Below are 23472 nucleotides of genomic sequence, written 5' to 3'. Positions count from 1 at the left end.
CGACAAGACAGCGAGGAGTCCATCATGTCCCAGCAACGTTCTCTCACGACGGCCACCCTGCGCCAGTGGCGCGCGCCCCTCACCGCCTTCGCCGCAGCCTGCCTGCTGGCCGCCTGCGGCGGCGGCGGCGTCAGCTCGCCGCCGACCAGCAGCAACGGCGGCTCGTCCAGCGGCACGAGCGGCACGCCTGGCACGAGCGGCACCAGCGGCACGCCCACCGGCACCACCGGTGTCGTCAGCACGGTCGGCCAGACGACCAGCGACCTCGGCAGCACGGTCGGCAACATCAGCCTGCCTGGCCTCGGCGACGGCGTGACGAAGGGTGTCGGCAGCACGCTCTCCAGCACCGGCACGATCGTCGGGGCGGCCGCCGATGCCGTGAGCAACGGGCTGGGACAGATCGGCTCGACGAAGGATCCGGTCGGCACGACGGTTGCCGGTCTCGGTAATGTCGTCGGCGCGACGAGCAACACGGTGTCCGGCCTGAGCTCGACGGTCAAGGCGCTCGGCACGGGCCCGCTCGCGCCGCTCGCGCCTGTCACGACCCCGGTCGGCACCGTGCTCGACACGGTCGCCAACGGCCTGACGGCCGCCGGTACGACGATCGGCTCGACGCTGTCGTCGGGCGCCGTGCAGCAGGTTACGCAGCCGCTCAGCTCGGCGATCACGCCGCTCGTGATCACCGCCGGCCAGGTCACACAACAGGTCGGCACGACGACCGGCCTCGGCCAACCCGTCTCGGGCCTGCTCGGCCAGGTCGGTGGCGCGATCAGCTCGGCCGGCAAGCAGGTCGGCAGCACGTCGAACCAGCCGCTCGTCGGCGACGTCGGTCAGCTCGTGACCGCGGTCGGCAACACCGTGACCAACGCGGGCGGCCTCGTCAACCCGAACGGCCCGAACGGCGCGGCACCGATCCCCGGTCTGATCACGAGCCTCGTCGGCGGCTCGACGGCTGGCGTCCAGAGCGGCACGTCGTCGGGTTCCGGTTCGACGAACCCGCTCGGCGGCCTGCTGTCGGGTCTCGGCTCGACTCCGCTCGGCTCGCTCACGGGCGCACTTGGCGGCGCAACGGGCGGCTCGGGCAGCGGCCCGCTCGCTCCGGTCACGGGCCTCGTCTCGACGGTTACCGGCGCACTGAGTGGCGCAGCAGGTGGCAGCGGCGGCCCGCTCGCGCCCGTCACGAATCTCGTGTCGACGGTCACGGGCACGCTCGGCGGCGCAACGGGTGGCGCAGGCAGTGCAAACCCTCTCGCGCCCGTCACCGGTTTGCTGAATACTGTCACCGGCGCAGTTGGCGGTGCAGCAGGATCCGGGGGCTCGAGCCCGCTCGCGCCGGTCACGTCGCTGGTCGGCAGCGTCTCGGGTACGGCATCGTCGGGCGGCGGCTCGACGGGCCTGCTGGCACCGGTAACGGGATTACTGGGCACGCTGGGTAGCGTTGGCAAGTAAGGAGGACGGTCGCACCTTCGCAGCCGGAGCAGAGGGTGCGGCCGTACAAATACAACCGGCATTGCGGCACGCGGCGCGCGACCCTCTGGTGTCGCGCGCCCGCATTAGAAAGAAGACGAAAAGCAAGGCCTACGAGGAAGAACAATGAAATCCAGACTCGACAGATGGATGATGCTGCTCGCCATCGCAGCGGCAGGCACGGCACACGCACAAACGCGCGTCGCGGGTAACCCGCTAGACTCCCTTCCCCAGATCAACACGCCGAAGACAGGCCCGAACGTCACCGTGCAGGTCGCACCCCAGGCGCCGCAACTGCAAGAGCTGCTGTCGCGGCACCTGACGCCGACGACGTTCCAGGTCGAAGGCGTGAAGTCGGTGCCGTTCGACGAAATCTCGCGTCGCTTCACACCCCTCGTCGGCAAGGACATCACGATCGGCCAGTTGATCGAAACCGCTAACGGCGTAACGAAGCTGTACCAGGATCGCGGCTACGCGCTGTCGTTCGCGTTCGTTCCCGCGCAGACGTTCGAGAACGGCGTCGTGCGCGTCACGGTTGTCGAAGGCTATGTGTCGGACGTCAAGGTCACCGGCAAGCCCGGTGCGATGGAATCGAAGATTCGCGCAATCGCCGCGCATATCACGGCCGATCGCCCGCTGCGCCGCGCGACGTTCGAGCGCTACGTGAACACGTTCGGCCTGCTGCCCGGCCTCACGGTGAAGGCGAATGTACCGCCGCCGCAAACTACCGACGGCGCAACGACGCTCGAACTCGCGGTCGACCGGAAGCCGTTCAACGTCAGCACCGGCATCGACTTCAACCACCCGGGCGTCCAGGGCCTCATCACCGCAACCGAGAACGGCCTCACGTCGTTCGGCGAGCAACTGAGCATCTCCGCGCTGGCGCCGCCGGGACGTGACAAGCAGACCTACTTCGCATTCAGCGGCGCGGTGCCCGTCGGCAGCAGCGGCCTGATTACACGCCTCGACGCGAGCACCTATCGCGGGAAGCCGACCAACAACCCAGGCCTGCCGTCATACGTCGAGCGCACCGTGAAAAACGAGAAGCTCGGTCTTTCGGCATCCTATCCGTTGTTGCTGAACAACCAGCGCAGCCTGCTCGGCACCGTGTCGGGCTATGCGTCGCACAACGAGGACCGCTACCAGAACCAGATCAACGGCGCGACTCTCGATAATCGATCGCAAGTTCGCGTGATGCAACTGCAACTCGACTACACGAGTGTCCAACCGAAGCAGGTGCGAAAACTGAGCATCAACGTCGCCAAGGCATTCGACATCCTCGGTGCGTCAAAATCGCAGATCGGCACGAATGGCGGCACCACGACGACCTATGCCGACCCGATTTCGCTGACCTTCGTCCGCACCGGCGCGACCTTCACGCAAACCAACGAATGGCCGTTCCGGATCGGTACGTCGGTTTCGTTGACCGGGCAATACAGTCCCGACTCGCTGCCGACGTCCGAACAGATCTCGTTCGGCTCGACCCGCTACGCGCTCGGCTATCAGCCTGGCGAAACGTCGGGCGACTCGGGCTGGGGGATGTCGCTGGAGGTCAACCGCGGCTTCTCGCCGGGCTGGACGTATATGAAATCCGTCACGCCGTACATCGCGTATGACATGGCGCGCGTGTACCTGCACACGGGCACGCCGTCGCCGAGCCGCCTGTCGTCGGTCGGCATCGGCGTGCGGTTCACGGACAGCCGTTTCTACAGTCTCGACCTGAACGTCGCGAAGCCGGTCGGCGATGCGCCCGTCGAAAGCGCATCGCGCAGCCCGCGCATCAACGCCGCATTCTCGTATCAGCTCAACTGATCGGTCACCAAACAGCCCGCGTCATCATGCGGGCTGTTTGGATTAGAGCCCCCTCTATCAAACGTGGCGTGCGGTTTCACGTATTCTGGCGAAGCTCGCAACATGCCCGCCCCATGCAGACGGTCGTGCGGGCGAATCGAACACGACATGCAAAACAAGGAGGACGACAATGATTCAACTGACCCGCCCGTTGCGTGCGATCGCCGTCGCCGGCGCACTGCTCGCCTGCGCAGCACCCACGTTCGCACAAGCCGACAATCCCATCGGCATGTGGCAGACGATCGACGACAACACCCATCAGCCGAAAGCACTCGTGCAAATCGCCGCAGGCGGCGACGGTTCGCTGTCGGGCACGGTCGTCAAGGGCCTCGGCGCGAACGATACGCCCGATCGCCGCTGCACCGCCTGCACGGACGAGCGCAAGGATCAGCTCATCAAGGGCATGACGATCATCAAGGCGATGAAGAAGGAAGGCGACCACTGGGACGGCGGCAACATTCTCGACCCGGAGAACGGCAAGGTCTACAAGTGCAAGATGACGCTTGAAGATGGCGGCCAGAAACTCGTCGTGCGCGGCTATATCGGCGTGTCGCTGCTCGGCCGGTCGCAGACCTGGGTTCGCCAGCAATAACGCAGCACGCGCTGAAACGCGCGCGCTCAATGAAAAATCGGCCTGCGACGAAGTCGTCAGGCCGATTTTCTTTTGGTGCGTGCGTAGTGGACGTAGTGGACGTAGTGAAAACTGACGGGCATCACGCCGCGTGCTTCAGCGTATCCGGCGCATAGCCGCCCGGTGCGCGATACGCGGGTGCTGCATTGCTACGCGCCTCCGCCGCCTTCGACTGCGTGTGCTTGCGCATCCGCGCGGACAATTCGTTGCACAGATTCATGCCTGCGTCGCCATAGAGTTCACGCATGATATTCATCAACGTGCCCGTCTCATGCCAGACCTTGAAGCGGCGATGGCACGTCTGATACGAAGGGTAACGGCGCGGCATGGCTGACCACGTTGCGCCGCTGTAGATCACCCAGAGCACGCCGTTCAGGACGGCACGCGTATTGGCTAATGGCCGGCCGCGCAACTCGGTGCGCGGTTGCATTTCGGGCAGAAGCGGCGCGACGCAGCGCCACTCGTGTTCGGTCAGATCGCGATACGGTGTCATGGACATCTCCAGCCTTGGTAACCATGACACAACGATATCGGCTCACCTCAACAATGAATATAAGACAAATCCGAAAATACCCCGAGATTCGATGAATTTGACCGGAATTGACGTTTGAATCCCGCCAATGACGGAAATCGCAATCAGGTCAGCGAAGTATCGACAATACGCCGCGGCGTTTCAATATATTCCTTCGACTGCATCTCGACGATCCGCGATACCGTGCGCGCAAATTCGTTGGCCATCGGGCCTTCGACGTACAGCTCCTCCGCCGGCACGGCTGCCGACATCAGCAGCTTGACCTTGTGGTCGTACAGCACGTCGATGAGCCAGGTAAAGCGGCGCGCCTCGGACGCCATCCGTGGCGACATCTGCGGCACCTCCGACAGCACGATCGCATGGAAACGGCTCGCGAGTTCGAGATAGTCGTTCTGCGAACGCGGGCCACCGCACAGCGTCGCGAAGTCGAACCATACGACGCCGTCCGCCTTGCGCAGCGCCTTCAGCTCGCGCTTCTCGATATGCAGGATCGGGCTCTCGTCGGGTACCGCGGCAAGCTTCGCGAATGCATGGCGCAGTTCGCGATCGGCATCCGCACCGAGCGGCGTGTGATACATCTTCACCTGCGCGAGCGTGCGCTGGCGATAGTCGACACCCGCATCGACGTTGAGCACGTCGAGCCTGTCCTTGATCAGCGCGATCGCCGGCAGCATGCGGTCGCGATGCAGACCGTCCGGGTACAGGTCATCGGGATCGTAGTTGGACGTCATCACGAACTGCACGCCGTTGTTGAACAGGCGATCGAGCAGACGGTACAGGATCATCGCATCGGCGATGTCCGACACGTGGAACTCGTCGAAGCAGATCAGCCGATAGCGCTTCGCGATGCGCCGCGCGAGTTCGTCGAGCGGATCGGCCTGCCCTTTCAGCTCCTCGAGCTCGCGGTGCACTTCACGCATGAATTCGTGGAAATGCAGGCGCGTCTTGCGCTGCACGGGCACGACCGCGTAGAAGCTGTCCATCAGGAAGCTCTTGCCGCGACCGACGCCGCCCCACATGTAGATGCCGCGCGGCAGGTCCGGATGATTGATGAGCTTCTTGAATGCGTTCGAGCGGCGCGCCTTGTACTCGACCCACTCGTCGAAACAGTACTGCAGGCGATCGACGGCCGCGCGCTGCGCGGGATCGGACTGATAGCCGCGCGTGGTCAATTCGCGCGTGTAGTATTCGATGACGTTCATGGCAAACCGGAAAGAACGAAGGCGGGCGGGAAACCCCGCCCGCCTTCGTCATGAGACGGCAGCGCCGGCCGACGGCCGGCAGGCGCTAAACCGTGCTCAGCTGTTCAGCGAGCGCTTGTCGACGGCGAGTGCCGCTTCGCGCATCACTTCCGACATCGACGGGTGCGGATGGCAGATGCGGGCGATGTCTTCCGACGCCGCCTTGAATTCCATCGCCACCACGGCTTCCGCGATCAGATCCGACGCGTTCGCGCCGATCACGTGCACGCCGAGCAGTTCGTCGGTCTTCGCATCCGCGATCATCTTCACGAAGCCGTCCGGCGCGTTCATGCCGAGCGCGCGGCCGTTGATCGAGAACGGGAACTTGCCCGACTTGATCTCGCGGCCTTCCGCCTTCAGCTGCTGCTCCGTCTTGCCGACCCACGCGATTTCCGGGTACGTGTAGATCACCCACGGAATGCAGTTGTAGTCGATGTGCGGCTTCTGGCCGTCGATCACTTCCGCGACCAGCACGCCTTCGTCTTCCGCCTTGTGCGCGAGCATCGGGCCGCGCACCACGTCGCCGATCGCGTACACGTTCGGCACCGCCGTGCGGCAGTGGTCGTCGACGTCGATGAAGCCGCGCTCGTTCGCCTTCAGGCCGATCGCCTCGAGGCCGAGGTTGTCGGTGTTCGGCACGCGGCCGACCGACACGATCAGGCGGTCGGCGTCGAGCGTCTGCGCGTTGCCGTCCTTGTCGGTGTAAGCGATCGACACGCCGTTCGCGGTCGTCTTCACGTCACCGATCTTCACGCCGAGATGGATGTCGAGGCCCTGCTTCTTGAACAGCTTGGCCGCTTCCTTCGCGAGCGCTTCGTCGGCTGCGCCGAGGAATGCCGGCAGCGCTTCGAGCACCGTCACTTCGGCGCCCAGGCGGCGCCACACCGAGCCGAGCTCGAGGCCGATCACGCCTGCGCCGATCACGGCGAGCTTCTTCGGCACCGCGTCGAACGTCAGCGCGCCTTCGTTGTCCGAAACGATCTTGTTGTCGACCGGAACGCCCGGCAGGTGACGCGCCTTCGAGCCCGTCGCGATGATCACGTTCTTCGCGGTGACGACTTCGGTTTCACCCTCGCCGCTCACTTCGATCTGCACGCCCGCGTCGGTCTTGCCGGCGAACTTGCCATGGCCCTTCAGCCAGGTGATCTTGTTCTTCTTGAACAGGAACTCGATCCCGCTCGTCATCTTCTCGACGATGCCGTCCTTGCGGCCGAGCATCTTCGCGACGTCGATCTTCACGCCGTCGACGCTGATGCCGTGATCGGCCAGATGATGCGACGTGTTCTCGAACTCTTCCGACGATGCGAGCAGCGCCTTCGACGGGATGCAGCCGACGTTCAGGCAGGTGCCGCCGAGCTTCAGCGCACCGGCCGGGTTCTTCCACTTCTCGATACAGGCAACGGTCTTGCCCAGCTGCGCGGCGCGGATCGCGGCGATGTAGCCGCCGGGGCCGGCGCCGATCACGACGACGTCAAATTCCTTGGACATGGAAATCCTTTCTTCTTGTGCGTCCTCACGGGCGCGCGATCGCGCGCCCGTGAGGAGCGGGTCAATGCAGAGGCGTGGCTTACAGGTCGAGCAGCAGGCGTGCCGGATCCTCGAGCGCATCCTTCATCGCGACGAGCGACAGCACGGCTTCGCGGCCGTCGATGATCCGGTGGTCGTACGACAGCGCGAGGTAGTTGATCGGACGGATCACGATCTGGCCGTTTTCGACGACCGGACGCTCCTTCGTCGCGTGCACGCCGAGGATTGCCGACTGCGGCGGGTTGATGATCGGGGTCGACAGCATCGAGCCGAACACGCCGCCGTTCGAGATCGAGAACGTACCGCCCGTCATTTCCTCGATCGACAGCTTGCCGTCCTTCGCCTTCTGGCCGAATTCGGCGATCTTCTTTTCGATGTCGGCGAGGCTCATCTGGTCGGCATTGCGCAGGATCGGCACCACGAGACCGCGCGGCGAGCCGACGGCGATACCGATGTCGAAGTAGCCGTGATAGACGATGTCGTTACCGTCGATCGACGCGTTCACGAGCGGGAACTTCTTCAGCGCGTGGACAGCCGCCTTCACGAAGAACGACATGAAGCCGAGCTTCACGCCATGTTCCTTCTCGAACTTGTCCTTGTACTTGTTACGCAGTTCCATGACCGGAGCCATGTTCACTTCGTTGAACGTCGTCAGGATCGCGTTGGTCTGCTGCGATTCGAGCAGACGCTCGGCGATACGCGCACGCAGGCGCGACATCGGCACGCGCTGCTCAGGACGGTCGTTCAGCCAGGTCGTCGCCGACGCCGGCACCTTCACGTCCGGCAGCGACGGCTTCGCAGCGGTCTTTGCCGGTGCGGCAGCCGGAGCGGCCTTCGGTGCGCTGCCTGCGGCCAGCGCGTCGCCCTTCGTGACGCGGCCGTCGCGGCCCGAACCTGCGACGTCGCCCGCCGACAGGCCCTTTTCGGCCAGCAGCTTCGATGCGGCCGGCGATGCGGTGGCCGACGATGCCGCTGCGGCGACCGGCTGTGCTGCCGGTGCGGCTGCAGCAGGTGCAGCTGCCGGCTGGACTTCGGCGGCGCCCGCCGCTGCTTCGGCTGCGCCGGCCTTCGCTTCGGTGTCGATCGTCGCGATCAGCTGATCGGCAACCACCGTGTCACCATCGTTCTGCAGCACTTGCGCGAGCACGCCCGCGGCCGGTGCCGGCACTTCGAGCACGACCTTGTCGGTCTCGAGTTCGATCAGGATTTCGTCCTGCGCGACTGCCTCGCCCGGCTTCTTCTTCCACTGCAGCATGGTGGCTTCCGAAACCGACTCCGAAAGCTGGGGGACTTTGACTTCTACGATAGCCATGTGATTTTCCTGGATGCTTAATCTGGGTAATGACGAGGTTCGTGCGATTCCTTCGGCCGGTGCGGCGCGCGACGCGCCCGGCGGGCCAAAAGAGACGGGAAAGCGCATCGCGCCTTCCCGTTTCGCTTCCGTCGGTTATTTCGCGATCGATGCGCTCTTCAGGCGGCCGAAAGCACCTTCGATCAGGGCCTTCTGCTGCTCGTAGTGCTTCGCGTAGTAGCCAACCGCCGGCGAGGCCGAAGCCGGACGGCCGCTGTATGCCAGCTTCTGCCCGTCCTTCATGCCTTCCTTCAGATGGTGCTCGACGTAGAACCAGGGGCCCTGATTCTGCGGCTCGTCCTGCACCCAGACCACTTCAGTCGCGTTCTCGTACTTCTTCATTTCGGCTTCGAACTGCTTGTGCGCGAACGGATACAGCTGCTCGATACGAATGATCGCGACGTCGTTCGCCTTCGCTTCGCGGCGATGTGCGACGAGGTCGTAATACACGCGGCCCGAGCATGCCAGCACGCGCTTGACCTTCTTCGCGTCGATGCCGCCGTCGGTTTCGCTCAGCACCGGCTGGAACGAACCCTTCGCCAGTTCCGACAGGTCCGACACCGCTTCCTTGTGACGCAGCAGCGACTTCGGCGTCGCGATGATCAGCGGCTTGCGGAACAGGCGGATCATCTGGCGACGCAGCAGGTGGAAAATCTGCGCCGGCGTCGTCGGCTGAACGACCTGCATGTTGTGATCCGCGCACAGTTGCAGGAAACGCTCGATACGCGTGGACGAGTGTTCCGGACCCTGGCCTTCATAGCCGTGCGGCAGCAGCATCGTGAGACCCGACACGCGGCCCCACTTCACTTCGCCCGACGAGATGAACTGGTCGATCACGACCTGCGCGCCGTTGACGAAATCGCCGAACTGCGCTTCCCACAGCACGAGCGTGTTCGGCTCGGCGGTCGAGTAGCCGTATTCGAAGCCCAGCACCGCTTCTTCCGACAGCACCGAGTCGATCACCGTGAACTTCGCCTGGCCTTCAGCGATGTTCTGCAGCGGCACGTACGTGCCGTCGTTCCAGCGCTCGCGGTTCTGGTCGTGCAGCACCGCGTGACGGTGCGTGAACGTGCCGCGGCCCGAATCCTGGCCCGTCAGGCGTACCGAGTAGCCCGATGCGACGAGCGACGCGAACGCGAGGTGCTCGCCCATGCCCCAGTCGAGCGGCTGGTCGCCACGCGCCATGTTGCGGCGGTCGTTGATCACGCGCTCGACGAGCGGGTGGACCTTGAAGTTTTCCGGGACCGTCGTGATGCGTTCGCCGAGGCGCTTCAGTTCTGCGAGCGGCACGGCCGTGTCGGCTGCATCCGTCCACTTGCGGTTCAGGAACGGAACCCAGTCGACCGCGTACTTGCTCTTGTAGTTCGACAGGACCGGGTCGACCGTGTGGTGACCGTCGTCCATTGCCTTGCGGTACGCCTTCACGTACGCGTCGGCGTCTTCCGCGGTGATCACGCCCTGCTGCACGAGCCGCTCGGCGTACAGCGCACGGGTACCCGGGTGCTGCGCGATCTTCTTGTACATCAGCGGCTGCGTGACGGCCGGCGTGTCCTGCTCGTTGTGACCCAGCTTGCGGAAACAGACGATGTCGATCACGACATCCTTGTGGAACTGCATCCGGTAGTCGATCGCGATTTGCGTCGCGAGGATCACCGCTTCCGGATCGTCGCCGTTCACGTGCAGCACCGGCGCCTCGATCATCTTGACGACGTCGGTACAGTACAGCGTCGAGCGCGCGTCGCGCGGGTCGGACGTCGTGAAGCCGATCTGGTTGTTGATGACGATGTGCAGCGTGCCGTGCGTGCCGTAGCCGCGCGTCTGCGCGAGGTTCAGCGTTTCCATCACGACGCCCTGGCCTGCGAAGGCCGCGTCGCCGTGGATCTGCACCGGCAGCACCTGCAGGCCGTCTTCGTCGCCGCGGCGATCCATCCGCGCCTTCGCGGAACCTTCGACCACCGGGTTCACGATCTCGAGGTGCGACGGGTTGAACGCGAGCGACAGGTGGACCGGGCCGCCTTCCGTCGACACGTCCGACGAGAAGCCCTTGTGGTACTTCACGTCGCCTGCCGGCAGGTCGTCGACGTGCTTGCCTTCGAATTCGGCGAACAGGTCGGCCGGCATCTTGCCCAGCGTGTTGACCAGCACGTTCAGACGGCCACGGTGTGCCATGCCGATGATGATTTCCTGCACGCCGCTCTTGCCCGCGTGCTGGACGACTTCGTCCATCGCCGCGATGAAGCTTTCGCCGCCTTCGAGCGAGAAACGCTTCTGGCCGACGTACTTGGTGTGCAGGTAACGCTCGAGGCCTTCAGCGGCCGTCAGGCGATTCAGGATGTGCTTCTTCTCGTCGGCCGAGAAGTTCGGCGTCGCGCGGGTCGACTCCAGGCGCTCCTGCCACCAGCGCTTCTGCTCCGGGTCGCTGATGTACATGTATTCAGCGCCGATCGTGCCGCAATACGTGTCGCGCAGCCCCTTGACGATATCGCGCAGAGAAGCCTGGTCGAAACCGAAATACAGGTTGCTCGCGCTGTACGTCTGGTCGAGGTCGCCTTCGGAGAAGTCGTAGAACGCGGGTTCGAGTTCGGGAATGGCGGGACGTTCGCGACGCTTCAGGGGATCGAGATTGGCCCATTGCGAGCCAAGGAAGCGATAGGCGCTGATGAGGGACTGCACGTGAACTTGCTTGCGTGCCGCAGCAAGATTGGTGGTGCTTTCGCGCGGGATGAAGGCATTGGCCTTCGCCCGCTCGGCGAACGATTCGACGATCGGGAAATGCGCGACGTCATTGGCATTCGAACCGTCCGTTGCAGGCACATTCTGCAGCGCGTCGAAATACTCTCGCCAGTTCTCGGGCACTGACGCCGGATTATTGAGGTATGCATCGTACAGTTCTTCAACGTACGAAGCATTGCCGCCGAACAGATAGGAGTTCAGCTGAAACTGCTTCATTACATCTGACATTTTACGCTCACCTTTCTTCGAGCTTCTCGAGAAATAGCGGGTTACTCAACCTTCCGCGACACGGCCTGACCGTTTAGCGGATTGCGAATCAAGTCTTGCTTGGAAGGACCTAAAACTTGCGTGCGCGCAGCATATCACAGAACCGATACCGGAGTTCACGGCGAAATGTGCCTGAAAGCACCGCACGGCGGGGTTTTGCCGGATTGCCACGCCTCGCGGGAACAGTGTTTTGCAGACAACCCGATTGCACGTCGCGCAGATGCAAAAAAGGCCGCCCCGAGGCAGCCTTTTCCGTCATGCAGGGAGACCGGTCGAAACGCTCAGTCGACCGCGCCTTCGCGGCTCGCGCGACGACGCTCATGCTCCTTCAGGAAGCGCTTGCGCAGGCGGATCGACTGCGGCGTGACTTCGACGAGCTCGTCGTCGTCGATGAACTCGACCGCGTATTCCAGCGACATCTGGACCGGCGGCACGAGACGCACGGCTTCGTCGGTACCCGACGCGCGCACGTTGGTCAGCTGCTTGCCCTTGATCGGGTTCACGACCAGGTCGTTGTCGCGGCTGTGGATGCCGATGATCATGCCCTCATACAGCGCGTCGCCCGGCTTCACGAACATGCGGCCGCGATCCTGCAGCTTCCACAGTGCGTAGGCCACGGCAGCGCCGTCGTCCTGCGAGATCAGCACGCCGTTGCGGCGCTCGAAGACCGACCCGTCCTTGACCGGTGCGTACGAGTCGAAAATGTGACTCATCAGGCCCGTGCCGCGCGTGAGCGTCAGGAATTCGCTCTGGAAGCCAATCAGGCCACGCGCCGAGATCTTGTATTCCAGACGCGTGCGGCCACGGCCGTCCGACGCCATGTCGAGCATTTCGCCCTTGCGACGACCCAGCTCTTCCATCACGCCGCCCTGGTGTTCGTCTTCGAGGTCGACCGTCAGCAGCTCGTACGGCTCGTGCCTCACGCCGTCGATTTCCTGCATCACGACGCGCGGACGCGACACGGCCATCTCGTAGCCTTCGCGGCGCATGTTCTCGACGAGAATCGTCAGGTGCAGTTCGCCGCGGCCCGACACCTCGAACACCGTTTCGTCGCCGGTGTCCTTCACGCGCAGCGCGACGTTGTGGTTCAGTTCCTTCATCAGGCGATCGCGGATCTGGCGGCTCGTCACGAACTTGCCTTCGCGGCCCGCGAGCGGCGACGAGTTGACGAGGAAGTTCATCGTCAGCGTCGGCTCGTCGACCGTGATCATCGGCAGCGCTTCCGGCGTATCCACCGCGCAGATCGTCGCGCCGATGCCGACATCTTCAATACCGTTGATCAGCACGATGTCGCCCGCTTCGGCCGAGTCGACCTGCACACGCTCGAGGCCCTTGAACGACAGCACCTGGTTGATCTTGCGGCTCAGCACGTCGCTGTCCGGGCCGAAGCGCATCACGACCGACTGGCCCGGCTTGATGCGGCCGCGCGTGATGCGGCCGACGCCGATCCGGCCGACGTACGTCGAATAGTCGAGCGACGTGATCTGGAGCTGCAGCGGCGCTTCCGGATCGGCCGGGCGAACCGGCACGTGCGCGAGGATCGCCTCGAACAGCGGGCGCATGTCGCCTTCGCGCGCGGCCGGATCAAGCGACGCGTAGCCGTTCAGGCCGGATGCGTAGACGATCGGGAAGTCGAGTTGCTCTTCGGTCGCGCCCAGCTTGTCGAACAGATCGAAGGTCTGGTTGATGACCCAGTCGATCCGTGCGCCCGGACGGTCGATCTTGTTGATGACGACGATCGGCTTCAGGCCGAGCGCAAGCGCCTTCTTCGTGACGAAGCGCGTCTGCGGCATCGGGCCCTCGACCGCGTCGACGAGCAGCAGCACCGAGTCGACCATCGACAGCACGCGCTCGACCTCGCCGCCGAAGTCCGCATGCCCCGGCGTGTCGACGATGTTGATGTGCGTACCTTCGTACTCGACCGCGCAGTTCTTCGCGAGAATCGTGATCCCGCGCTCCTTTTCGATGTCGTTCGAATCCATCACCCGCTCCGCAATCTGCTGGTTCTCGCGGAAGGTGCCGGACTGGCGGAGCAGTTGGTCGACGAGCGTAGTCTTGCCGTGGTCGACGTGGGCGATGATGGCGATGTTGCGAAGGGCGCGGGTCATAGAAACCTGGAAATCGTTTTAACGCGCAAACGCGCACGCTCGTTCGACACGTGCGTGCGCGTTAGCAGCTTGGAAGCCACAAATTATAGCACGTGCGAATGGCGAGAGCTGACGGCACGTTGCAACGCAACAAACCGGGCCTGCCCGCCCTCCCCTCGAACGGGCAAACCGACCGAAGGACTGCTGCCGGCAGGCATGAAAAACCTTATGAAGACAAGGGATTTTCGCCATGCGAAGCGCACCCTTTGCCGTTCGATTAACATTTGCCGCGGCAAACAATTGTGCCTATACTGCTGCCTAGTCAACTATTGCAGCTTCAGGGTTTTATGTCGGATTCTTCTACCCAACCGCCCGTTTCGCCGCTGTCTTCGTACCAGATGAACGACAGCGTCGGTTATCTGATGTCGCGCGTGAAGTCGGTGATGACCAACCTCGTCACGCAACGCACGCAGGAAGAGCTCGGCATCACGGGTACGCAGGCGAGCATGCTGTTCATGATCGCGGTCGGCAAGTGCTCGACGGCCGCCGAGCTCGCGCGCGAATACGGGATCGACGCGAGCGCGGTCACGCGCCTGCTCGACCGGGTCGAAAAACGCGGCCTGCTGTCCCGTGTCCGCAGCATCGAGGATCGGCGCGTCGTGCGCCTCGAACTGACCGACGAAGGCCGCGCGCTTGCCGAGCGGCTGCCACCCATTTTCCGCAGCGTGCTCGACCAGGTGCTGGACGGGTTTACGCCGGAAGAAGTCGGGTTCCTGAAGAGCATGCTGCGCCGCATTCTCAGCAACTATTGCGAGACGGCCGGCGGTAGCATCGCGTAATAGTTGCCATAACAATTACTTTTGACAGATTAATGTAAGGAAATCCTTGCAGTGTCCATCATTCATTCCGAGTCAGGGGTCAGCGCGATGAAATCCTCCCCGTTGTCCGTGCGCACCGGGTCGTGCCGCGCCGCCGTCGCCGCCGCGGTCGCCGCACTGGCGCTGACGGGCTGCGCGAACTACATCGGCATCAAGAGCGACAAGCAGATCGCCCCCGCGTCGCAATTCGAATCCGCCCAGAGCCTGCCGGCCCAGGGCGGCCAGTGGCCGGCGCTCGACTGGGCAAGCCAGTTCGGCGATCCGCAACTGCCGAAACTGATCGACGAAGCCCTTCAGGGCAATCCGTCGATCGCGCAGGCGCAGGCGCGCATCGCGAAAGCGTCGTCGTACATCGAATCGTCGCGTTCGAACCTGCTGCCGAAGGCCGAGGCCAGCTACTCGTGGACGCGCGAGCTGTATTCGTCGAACGCGCTGTTCCCGCCCCCGTACGGTGGCCAGTGGTACAGCGAGAACAACGCGCTCGCGAGTGCATCGTGGGAGCTCGACCTGTGGGGCAAGAACCGCGAACGCCTGCACACCGCCGTGTCGCAGGAAAAGGCGGCCGAAGCCGACATGCAGCAGGCGCGCATCACGCTCGCGTCGTCGGTCGCGCGCACCTATAACTCGCTCGCGCAGCTCTATGCGCTGCGCGATATCGCGCAACGCGAGATCGCCAACCGCGAGACGGTCGGCAAGATCACCGACGGCCGCGTGTCGGCCGGCCTCGACACCAACGTCGAACGCCAGACGGCCCGCGGCAATATCGCGACGACCCAGGCTTCGCTGTCGGATCTGGACGGCCAGATCACGACGGTGCGCTACCAGCTCGCCGCACTGCTCGGCAAGGGTCCGGATCGCGGGCTGCAGATCGCGGCGCCCGTGGTGAGCCCGAGCGGCGACGTCGCGCTGCCCGGCAACCTGCCGGCCGATCTCGTCTCGCGCCGCCCCGACATCGTCGCCGCGCGCTGGCAGGTCGAGGCCGCGATGCACGACGTGAAGGAAGCGAAGGCCGAGTTCTACCCCGACGTGAACCTCGCGGCCGGCTTCGGCTTCGATGCGTTCGGCTGGGGCAAATTCCTGAACTTCGCGAGCCGCCAGGCGCAGTTCGGCCCGGCGATCCACCTGCCGATCTTCGACGCCGGCGCGCTGCGCGCCCAGCTCAAGGGTCGTTACGCGGACTTCGACCTGTCGGTGGCGAACTACAACCAGACGCTGATCAGCGCGCTGAACGACGTTGCGACGCAGGTCGCGTCGATCCGCGCGGTCGATCGCCAGATGGGCGACGCGCAGCGCGCGCTCGACGCGTCGACGCGCGCGTACGATCTCGCCGTGATCCGCTACAAGGCCGGCCTGTCGCCGCAACTGCAGGTGCTGACCGCGGACAGCAACCGCCTCGCATCGGAGCAGACGGTGACCAACCTGAAGATGCGCCGACGCGACATGCAGCTCGCGCTGATCAAGGCGCTGGGCGGCGGGTTCGACGCGACCGGCACGCCGCTCGCCGCGCCCGACGCCGACAAGCCGACCAAACAGGCCGCCAACTGATCCGGCGCCACCACTACGCAGACACTCGAAATAACGGACGGAGAAAATCGCCATGAGCGACCCTCAACAAAACGCCGCCAGCGCACAGTCGCAGAACAACGGGAAGCGCAAACGGATGATGACGCTGCTCGTCGCGGTCATCGTGATCGCGGCCATCGCGTACGGCCTGTACTACTTCCTCGTCGCCCGCTTCCATGAAGGGACCGACGATGCGTACGTGAACGGCAACGTCGTGCAGATCACGCCGCAGGTCACCGGCACCGTGATTGCCGTGAAGGCCGACGATACGCAGACGGTCAAGGCCGGCGACCCGCTGGTCGTGCTCGACCCGGCCGATTCGCAGGTCTCGCTGCAGCAGGCGGAAGCCAACCTCGCGCAGACGGTGCGCCAGGTACGCGGCCTGTTCGTCAACGACGACCAGTACCGCGCGCAGGTCGCACTGCGCCAGTCCGACCTGTCGAAGGCCCAGGACGACCTGCGTCGCCGTGTGGCCGTCGCACAGACGGGTGCCGTGTCACAGGAAGAGATCTCGCACGCACGTGACGCCGTGCGCGCCGCCCAGGCATCGCTCGACGCCTCGCAGCAGCAGCTGGCGTCGAATCGCGCGCTGACCGCGAACACGACGATCGCGTCGCACCCGAACGTGATGGCCGCCGCCGCGAAGGTTCGCGACGCGTATCTCACGAACGCGCGCAACGTGCTGCCGGCGCCTGTTACGGGCTACGTCGCGAAGCGCTCGGTGCAGGTCGGCCAGCGCGTGTCGCCCGGCACGCCGCTGATGTCGGTGGTGCCGCTGAATGCCGTCTGGGTCGACGCGAACTTCAAGGAAGTCCAGCTCAAGCACATGCGCATCGGCCAGCCGGTCGAGCTGACGGCCGACATCTACGGCTCGTCGGTCGCCTACCACGGCAAGGTCATCGGCTTCTCGGCCGGCACGGGCTCGGCGTTCTCGCTGCTGCCGGCGCAGAATGCAACCGGCAACTGGATCAAGGTCGTGCAGCGCCTGCCGGTGCGTATCGAGCTCGACCCGAAGGATCTCGACAAGCATCCGCTGCGCATCGGCCTGTCGATGCAGGTCGACGTGGACATCAAGGACGAACGCGGCGACCAGCTCGTCAACGCACCGAACACCGTCTACGAGACCAACGTGTTCGCGAAGTACGGCGACGAAGCCGACGCCGAAATCGCGCGCATCATCGCCGAGAACACGGGCAGCAATGCGTCGGCACCGGCCGCGGCAAAGCAGAGCAGCGCCGCGAAAATGATGTAACCGTTCCGACTCCGGAAAGACAACCGACATGGCACAGGCTCCTGCCTCCTACCCGCCCTTGCAGGGCGGGCAACTCGTCCTCGGGACGATCGCGGTATCGCTCGCGGTGTTCATGAACGTGCTCGACACGTCCATCGCGAACGTCGCGATCCCCACCATCTCGGGCGACCTCGGCGTGTCGTCCGACCAGGGCACGTGGGTCATCACGTCGTTCGCGGTCGCGAATGCGATCTCGGTGCCGCTGACGGGCTGGCTGACCGACCGCTTCGGGCAGGTCCGCCTGTTTCTCGCGTCGATCATCCTGTTCGTCATTTCGTCATGGATGTGCGGGCTCGCGCCGACGCTGCCGTTCCTGCTCGCGTCGCGCGTGCTGCAGGGCGCGGTCGCAGGTCCGATGATCCCGCTGTCGCAATCGCTGCTGCTGTCGAGCTATCCACGCGCGAAGGCGCCGATGGCGCTCGCGCTGTGGTCGATGACCACGCTGATCGCGCCGGTCGCGGGCCCGATTCTCGGCGGCTGGATCTCGGACAACTACTCGTGGCCGTGGATCTTCTACGTGAACATCCCGGTCGGCATCGCCGCCGCGCTCGCCACGTGGTCGATCTATCGCACGCGCGAATCGACCGTGCGCCGCGCGCCGATCGACGGCGTCGGCCTTGCGCTGCTCGTGCTATGGGTCGGCTCGCTGCAGATCATGCTCGACAAGGGCAAGGATCTGGACTGGTTTGCATCGACGACGATCGTCGCGCTCGCGCTGATCGCGATCATCTCGTTCGCGTTCTTCGTGATCTGGGAACTGACCGCCGAGCACCCCGTCGTCGACCTGTCGCTGTTCCGCATGCGCAACTTCACGGGCGGCACGATCGCGCTGGCGGTCGGTTACGGGCTCTACTTCGGCAACCTCGTGCTGCTGCCGCTGTGGCTGCAGACCCAGATCGGCTACACGGCGACCGACGCCGGCCTCGTGATGGCGCCGGTCGGGCTGTTCGCGATCCTGCTGTCGCCGCTGACCGGCAAGTTCCTGCCGCGCACCGATCCGCGCTACATCGCGACCGCCGCGTTCCTCATATTCGCGCTGTGCTTCTGGATGCGATCGCGCTACACGACGGGTGTGGACGAATGGTCGCTGACGTTGCCGACGCTCGTGCAGGGTATCGCGATGGCCGGCTTCTTCATCCCGCTCGTGTCGATCACGTTGTCCGGCCTGCCCGGCCACCGCATTCCCGCGGCTTCCGGCCTGTCGAACTTCGTGCGGATCATGTGCGGCGGCATCGGCACGTCGATCTTCCAGACCGCGTGGGATCACCGCAACAACTTCCATCACGCGCAACTGGTCGAGCAGACGAACGTGTACAACCCGACGTTCAACCAGGCCGTCACGCAGATGGGCAACCTCGGGCTGACGCAGAACCAGGCGCATGGCCTCATCAACAACCTGGCCACGCAACAGGCCGCGCAGCTCGGCGTGAACGACCTGTTCTACATCTCGGCGATGATCTTCGTGCTGCTGATCGGGCTGATCTGGATTACCAAGCCTGAACGCGCGGGCGGCGGCGATGCCGGTGCGGCGGCGTCGGCGGCGCACTAAGCGCCACCCGGCACCGCGCTACGGCGCGCCAAACAAAAGCCCGGTCGAAATCGACCGGGCTTTTTGTTGCTCCGACGGCGCGCTCGCGCCGCAGCATCATGCAGCCGTCACGACGAGCCGCTCCGGTGCGAGCACGCCATTCGCCTTGCGCGCCACGCCGAGCAGCCGCGTTGCGTCGTAGACACGCACGCGCTCGCCGTCGGCCGCGTCGATCGGCCCGAGCTCCGACAGCGGCAGACGCTGGCCGTGCAGGAACCGCTTCGCGCTCGCGTCGTCGAGCCGAACGGCCGGAAACGTCGACAACAATGCATCGACCGGCTGGAGCCATGCATCGCGCGCCGATTCGTCGGCGTCCGACAGTGCATCGAGCGTCACCGCATGCTCGAGCGTCAGCGCGCCGACGCCCGTGCGGCGCAGCATCGTCAGATGCGCACCGCAACCCAGCGCCTCGCCGATATCTTCCGCCAGCGTGCGCACATAAGTGCCCTTGCTGCAGGTCACGCGAAACGTCACGTCGGGCAGCGCGCAGGCGAGCAGGTCGAGCACATGGATCGTCACGTTGCGGCCCTCGCGCTCGACGGTCTGGCCCGCGCGCGCATATTCGTACAGCGGCTTGCCGTCGCGCTTGAGCGCCGAATACATCGGCGGCACCTGCACGATCTCGCCGGTGAAGCGCACTAGCGCGGCCTCCACCGCTGCCCGGTCGCATTCGACGGGCCGCGTGTCGATCACTTCGCCTTCCGCATCGCCGGTGGCCGTGCGCAGGCCGAGACGCATCGTCGCTTCGTAGGTCTTGTCGGCCTCGAGCAGATCCTGCGAGAACTTCGTCGCCTCGCCGAAGCACAGCGGCAGCAGGCCCGAGGCCAGTGGATCGAGCGTACCGGTGTGACCGGCTTTCTTTGCGAGCAGCAGGCGCTTCGCGCGAATCAGCGCATCGTTGCTCGACAGGCCGACCGGCTTGTCGAGCAGGAGGACGCCGTCCAGCGGGCGCCGGGGCACGCGCGGACGTTGGGATGCTGCAGTCGTCATAGGCCGGTCGAGTTCAGTCGTCCTTGGTGGGCGCGTCGGCCTCGTCGTCGTCCTTCGCGCGCGTCGAGTTCGCTTCCTTGATCAGACGCGACATCTCCACGGCCTTCTCGATCGTCTGGTCGTAGTGGAAATGCAGCGTCGGCACCGTATGAATGTGCAGGCGCTTGAACAGCAGGTTGTGCAAGTGACCCGACGCGTGGTTCAGCGCCTCCTGCGTCTTGGCCGGATCGCCGGTAAGCGCCGTGAAGTAGATCTTCGCGTGCGCGTAGTCCGGCGTGAGCTCCACGCTCTGGATGGTCACGATGCCGATGCGCGGGTCTTTGACCTCGCGCATGATGAGTTCGGACAGATCGCGCTGTATCTGGTCGGCGATCTGAACGTTGCGATTGGGGGAAGTACGTTTCCTGGACATGATCGATCCGTGATCCGAGGATAAAGCGGCGGCCGTTGTTGGCACGCCACCATGAAAATGGGCGGGACAGGCTCAAGCCTGCCCCGCCCATGAGCCGATGCGCGACGATTACAACGTACGCGCGACTTCGGTCACTTCGAAGACTTCGAACTGGTCGCCTTCGATGACGTCGTTGAAGTTCTTCACCGACATACCGCACTCGAAGCCTTGCTTCACTTCCTTCACGTCGTCCTTGAAGCGCTTCAGCGATTCGAGTTCGCCCGTGAAGATCACGACGTTGTTGCGCAGCACGCGAACCGACGACGAGCGCTTGACGATACCGTCCGTCACCATACAGCCAGCGACCGTGCCGATCTTCGGCACCTTGAAGACCTGGCGCACCTCGACCGTACCGGTGATGACTTCGCGCTTCTCCGGCGCCAGCATGCCCGACATCGCTGCCTTCACCTCATCCACTGCATCATAGATGATGTTGTAGTAGCGGATGTCGACGCCATTGGCTTCCGCGAGCTTGCGCGCCTGCGCATCCGCACGCGTGTTGAAGCCGATGATGACGGCCTTCGACGCCGTTGCAAGGTTGACGTCGTTTTCGCTGATGCCGCCCACCGCGCCGTGCACGATCTGCACGCGCACTTCGTCGGTCGACAGCTTGAGCAGCGACTGCACGAGCGCTTCCTGCGAGCCCTGCACGTCGGCCTTGACGATAAGCGGCAGGTTCTGCACTTCGCCTTCGCCCATCTGCTCGAGCATGCTTTCCAGCTTCGCGGCCTGCTGCTTCGCGAGCTTCACGTCACGGAACTTGCCCTGACGGAACAGTGCGATTTCACGCGCCTTGCGCTCGTCCGGCAGCACGATCACTTCCTCGCCCGCGCCCGGCACTTCCGACAGACCCTGGATTTCGACCGGGATCGACGGGCCGGCTTCCTTCGTCGGCTTGCCGTTCTCGTCGAGCATCGCGCGCACGCGGCCGTAGGCCGAGCCCGCGAGCACGATATCGCCGCGGTTCAGCGTACCGGACTGCACGAGGATCGTCGCGACCGGGCCCTTGCCCTTGTCGAGCTTCGCTTCGATCACGAGGCCCTTGGCCGGCGCTTCGACCGGTGCCTTCAGTTCCAGCACTTCGGCCTGCAGCAGCAAGTTCTCGAGCAGATCGTCGATACCCGCGCCCGTCTTCGCCGACACCGGCACGAACGGCGAATCGCCACCGTATTCTTCCGGCACGACACCTTCCGCGACCAGTTCCTGCTTGACGCGATCGAGGTTCGCATCCGGCTTGTCGATCTTGTTGATCGCGACGACGATCGGCACGCCACCCGCCTTCGCGTGGGCGATGGCTTCCTTCGTCTGCGGCATCACGCCGTCGTCGGCCGCCACCACCAGCACCACGATGTCGGTCGCCTTCGCGCCGCGTGCACGCATTGCCGTGAACGCTTCGTGACCCGGCGTATCGAGGAACGTGATGACGCCGCGCGGCGTGTCGACGTGATAGGCGCCGATGTGCTGCGTAATGCCGCCCGCTTCGCCTGCGGCAACCTTCGCGCGGCGGATGTGGTCGAGCAGCGAGGTCTTGCCGTGGTCGACGTGACCCATCACCGTGACGACCGGCGGACGCGGCAGTTGCTCCGCATCGGTACCGGTTTCGCCTTCGACGAGCAGCGCTTCCGGATCGTCCAGCTTCGCGGCAACCGCACGGTGGCCCAGTTCCTCGACGACGATCATCGCCGTTTCCTGGTCCAGCACCTGGTTGATCGTGACCATCTGGCCCATCTTCATCATCACCTTGATGACTTCGGAGGCCTTGATCGACATCTTGTGCGCGAGATCGGCAACCGAAACGGTTTCCGGCACGTGCACTTCACGGATGATCGGTTCGGTCGGCGCCTGGAACGACGATGCGCTGTCCTGATGACGGCCACGACCCTTCGGGCCGCCGCGCCAGCCGCGGTCGACGCCGCCGCTCGAGTCGCCGCGCGTCTTGATGCCGCGACGCTTCGACGCGTCGTCCTGCCAGCCGCCCTTGCCTGCGCCCGGCTTCTTGTTGCGGTCGCCCGCGCCTGCCGGCGCCTGCGTCGTTGCCGGTGCAGCACCGGCCGGCTTCTTCACAGCCGGACGCGCCTGCGCGCCTTCGGGCTTCGCTGGCTTGTGCAGCGTGCCCTTCGCTTCGGCCGGCTTCGGCGGCTCGACCGGCTTCGGCGGCTCAACTGCCTTGACCATGGCCTTGCGCGGCGTGTTCATCATTTCGCGGATCGCGCGCGCTTCGGCTTCTGCCGCCTCGCGACGCTTGCGAATTTCTTCCTGCTCGGCACGCGCCTTGTCCGCCGCCTCGCGGGCAGCGTCTTCAGCCTTCTTCGCCGCTTCGCGCTGCGCCGCACGTTCGGCGGCTGCGCGTGCTTCGTCCTGCGCGGACTGCGCAGTCGCTTCGTCCTGCGCAGGCTTCGCACTCGTCGCTGCCTGCTCGGCCGCGGCGGCTTGCTGCGCTGCCGCCTGCTGCTGTGCCGTAGAGGCTTCGACCGCGGCACGCTTCGCCGCCGCTTCTTCCTCGGCGCGACGGCGCTCGGCTTCGGCCGCTTCCTCGCGGGCGCGACGTTCGGCTTCCTCGCGCTCGAGGCGTTCCTGGCGCTCGCGCAGTTCCTGCGCCTGCTTCTCGAGCAGCTCGGCCTCGCGGCGCGCCTCTTCCTCGCGACGCTTCAGTTCCGCATCGTCGTCCGCTTCGGCGACCTGCGCCTGACCCTGTTCCGCACCGTCGCTCACTTCGTCGCGCTTGACGAACGTGCGCTTCTTGCGGACCTCGACCTGAATGGTGCGAGCCTTGCCCGTCGCGTCAGATTGCTTGATCTCCGACGTATGCTTGCGGGTCAGCGTGATCTTGCGCTTGTCGCCGTCGGTTGCGCCGTGCGACTTGCGCAAATGATCGAGCAGACGCGCCTTGTCCGTTTCGGACAGCGCGTCGTCTTCACTCGCTTTCTGGACGCCCGCTGCCTGCAGCTGTTCGAGCAGCACACCAGCAGGCATTTTCAGTTCCGCGGCAAATTGGGCTACGTTGTTACTCGCCATTCATTCCTC

At 64.8% G+C, this 23472-nt stretch carries 16 protein-coding genes and 1 pseudogene; 8 read left to right on the top strand and 9 right to left on the bottom strand.

All coding sequences use genetic code 11. The annotated features are described in order from the left end of the window. Positions 1 to 24 precede the first annotated feature (24 nt). From CUJ89_RS08120 to CUJ89_RS08110, 3 genes are all read left to right on the top strand, one after another. Positions 25 to 1449 (top strand): collagen-like triple helix repeat-containing protein, encoded by a 1425-nt coding sequence (locus CUJ89_RS08120; RefSeq protein ID WP_114176872.1) that lies wholly within the window; start codon positions 25 to 27, stop codon positions 1447 to 1449. A 144-nt stretch (positions 1450 to 1593) separates the two neighbouring features. Further along, complete coding sequence (locus tag CUJ89_RS08115) at positions 1594 to 3279, top strand: ShlB/FhaC/HecB family hemolysin secretion/activation protein (RefSeq protein ID WP_114176871.1); 1686 nt, start codon at positions 1594 to 1596, stop codon at positions 3277 to 3279. Positions 3280 to 3448: 169 nt separating this feature from the next. After that, complete coding sequence (locus CUJ89_RS08110) at positions 3449 to 3910, top strand: DUF2147 domain-containing protein (protein WP_114176870.1); 462 nt, start codon at positions 3449 to 3451, stop codon at positions 3908 to 3910. A 121-nt stretch (positions 3911 to 4031) separates the two neighbouring features. Here the strand turns inward: CUJ89_RS08110 and CUJ89_RS08105 are convergent, their stop codons facing one another. The 6 genes from CUJ89_RS08105 to typA all read right to left on the bottom strand — a co-directional run bounded on the left by CUJ89_RS08105 (position 4032) and on the right by typA (position 13708). Beyond that, positions 4032 to 4442, bottom strand: coding sequence for a transposase (locus CUJ89_RS08105; protein WP_161556529.1), 411 nt, complete (start codon positions 4440 to 4442; stop codon positions 4032 to 4034). 143 nt (positions 4443 to 4585) lie between these two features. After that, a complete protein-coding gene (gene zapE, locus CUJ89_RS08100) occupies positions 4586 to 5683 on the bottom strand; it encodes a cell division protein ZapE (RefSeq protein WP_114176868.1) in 1098 nt (365 codons plus the stop codon). A 96-nt stretch (positions 5684 to 5779) separates the two neighbouring features. Further along, positions 5780 to 7210 carry a dihydrolipoyl dehydrogenase gene (gene lpdA, locus CUJ89_RS08095; protein ID WP_114176867.1) on the bottom strand — a complete coding sequence of 477 codons (1431 nt, stop codon included), beginning with the start codon at positions 7208 to 7210 and terminating at the stop codon, positions 5780 to 5782. Between the two features lie 79 nt (positions 7211 to 7289). Beyond that, complete coding sequence (odhB, locus tag CUJ89_RS08090; protein WP_114176866.1) at positions 7290 to 8561, bottom strand: 2-oxoglutarate dehydrogenase complex dihydrolipoyllysine-residue succinyltransferase; 1272 nt, start codon at positions 8559 to 8561, stop codon at positions 7290 to 7292. A 135-nt stretch (positions 8562 to 8696) separates the two neighbouring features. Beyond that, positions 8697 to 11561 carry a 2-oxoglutarate dehydrogenase E1 component gene (locus CUJ89_RS08085; RefSeq protein WP_114176865.1) on the bottom strand — a complete coding sequence of 955 codons (2865 nt, stop codon included), beginning with the start codon at positions 11559 to 11561 and terminating at the stop codon, positions 8697 to 8699. 320 nt (positions 11562 to 11881) lie between these two features. After that, positions 11882 to 13708, bottom strand: a complete 1827-nt coding sequence (gene typA, locus CUJ89_RS08075; RefSeq protein ID WP_114176863.1) for a translational GTPase TypA — start codon at positions 13706 to 13708, stop codon at positions 11882 to 11884. Between typA and CUJ89_RS39055 the strand changes: the two are divergent. The 5 genes and pseudogenes from CUJ89_RS39055 to CUJ89_RS08055 form a co-directional block, all read left to right on the top strand. Further along, positions 13670 to 13750: pseudogene (locus CUJ89_RS39055) on the top strand (pyridoxal-dependent decarboxylase); the annotation flags it as partial. The gene typA and the pseudogene CUJ89_RS39055 overlap by 39 nt on opposite strands. Before the next feature lie 284 nt (positions 13751 to 14034). After that, the gene (locus CUJ89_RS08070) at positions 14035 to 14526 is read left to right on the top strand and encodes a MarR family winged helix-turn-helix transcriptional regulator (RefSeq protein ID WP_114176862.1); all 492 of its coding nucleotides are present in this window, start codon (positions 14035 to 14037) and stop codon (positions 14524 to 14526) included. Positions 14527 to 14613: 87 nt separating this feature from the next. Further along, positions 14614 to 16110 (top strand): efflux transporter outer membrane subunit, encoded by a 1497-nt coding sequence (locus CUJ89_RS08065; protein ID WP_114176861.1) that lies wholly within the window; start codon positions 14614 to 14616, stop codon positions 16108 to 16110. A gap of 52 nt (positions 16111 to 16162) precedes the next feature. Next, entirely contained in the window at positions 16163 to 17380 is a 1218-nt protein-coding gene (locus CUJ89_RS08060; RefSeq protein WP_114176860.1) for an EmrA/EmrK family multidrug efflux transporter periplasmic adaptor subunit, read from the top strand. Between the two features lie 28 nt (positions 17381 to 17408). After that, a complete protein-coding gene (locus CUJ89_RS08055) occupies positions 17409 to 18968 on the top strand; it encodes a DHA2 family efflux MFS transporter permease subunit (RefSeq protein ID WP_114176859.1) in 1560 nt (519 codons plus the stop codon). Between the two features lie 96 nt (positions 18969 to 19064). Here CUJ89_RS08055 and truB read toward each other — a convergent pair whose 3' ends face one another. The 3 genes from truB to infB all read right to left on the bottom strand — a co-directional run bounded on the left by truB (position 19065) and on the right by infB (position 23463). Continuing rightward, positions 19065 to 19997 (bottom strand): tRNA pseudouridine(55) synthase TruB, encoded by a 933-nt coding sequence (gene truB / locus CUJ89_RS08050; protein ID WP_114176858.1) that lies wholly within the window; start codon positions 19995 to 19997, stop codon positions 19065 to 19067. Between the two features lie 13 nt (positions 19998 to 20010). After that, the gene (rbfA, locus tag CUJ89_RS08045; protein ID WP_048244035.1) at positions 20011 to 20409 is read right to left on the bottom strand and encodes a 30S ribosome-binding factor RbfA; all 399 of its coding nucleotides are present in this window, start codon (positions 20407 to 20409) and stop codon (positions 20011 to 20013) included. Between the two features lie 108 nt (positions 20410 to 20517). Beyond that, entirely contained in the window at positions 20518 to 23463 is a 2946-nt protein-coding gene (infB, locus tag CUJ89_RS08040; protein WP_114176857.1) for a translation initiation factor IF-2, read from the bottom strand. Between the last annotated feature and the right edge of the window lie 9 nt (positions 23464 to 23472).

The organism is Burkholderia pyrrocinia, from assembly GCF_003330765.1.
GTDB classification, from domain to species: Bacteria; Pseudomonadota; Gammaproteobacteria; order Burkholderiales; family Burkholderiaceae; genus Burkholderia; species Burkholderia pyrrocinia_B.
Note: the sequence above shows the minus strand (reverse complement) of the source record. Positions and strands in the feature narration are given on the sequence as shown.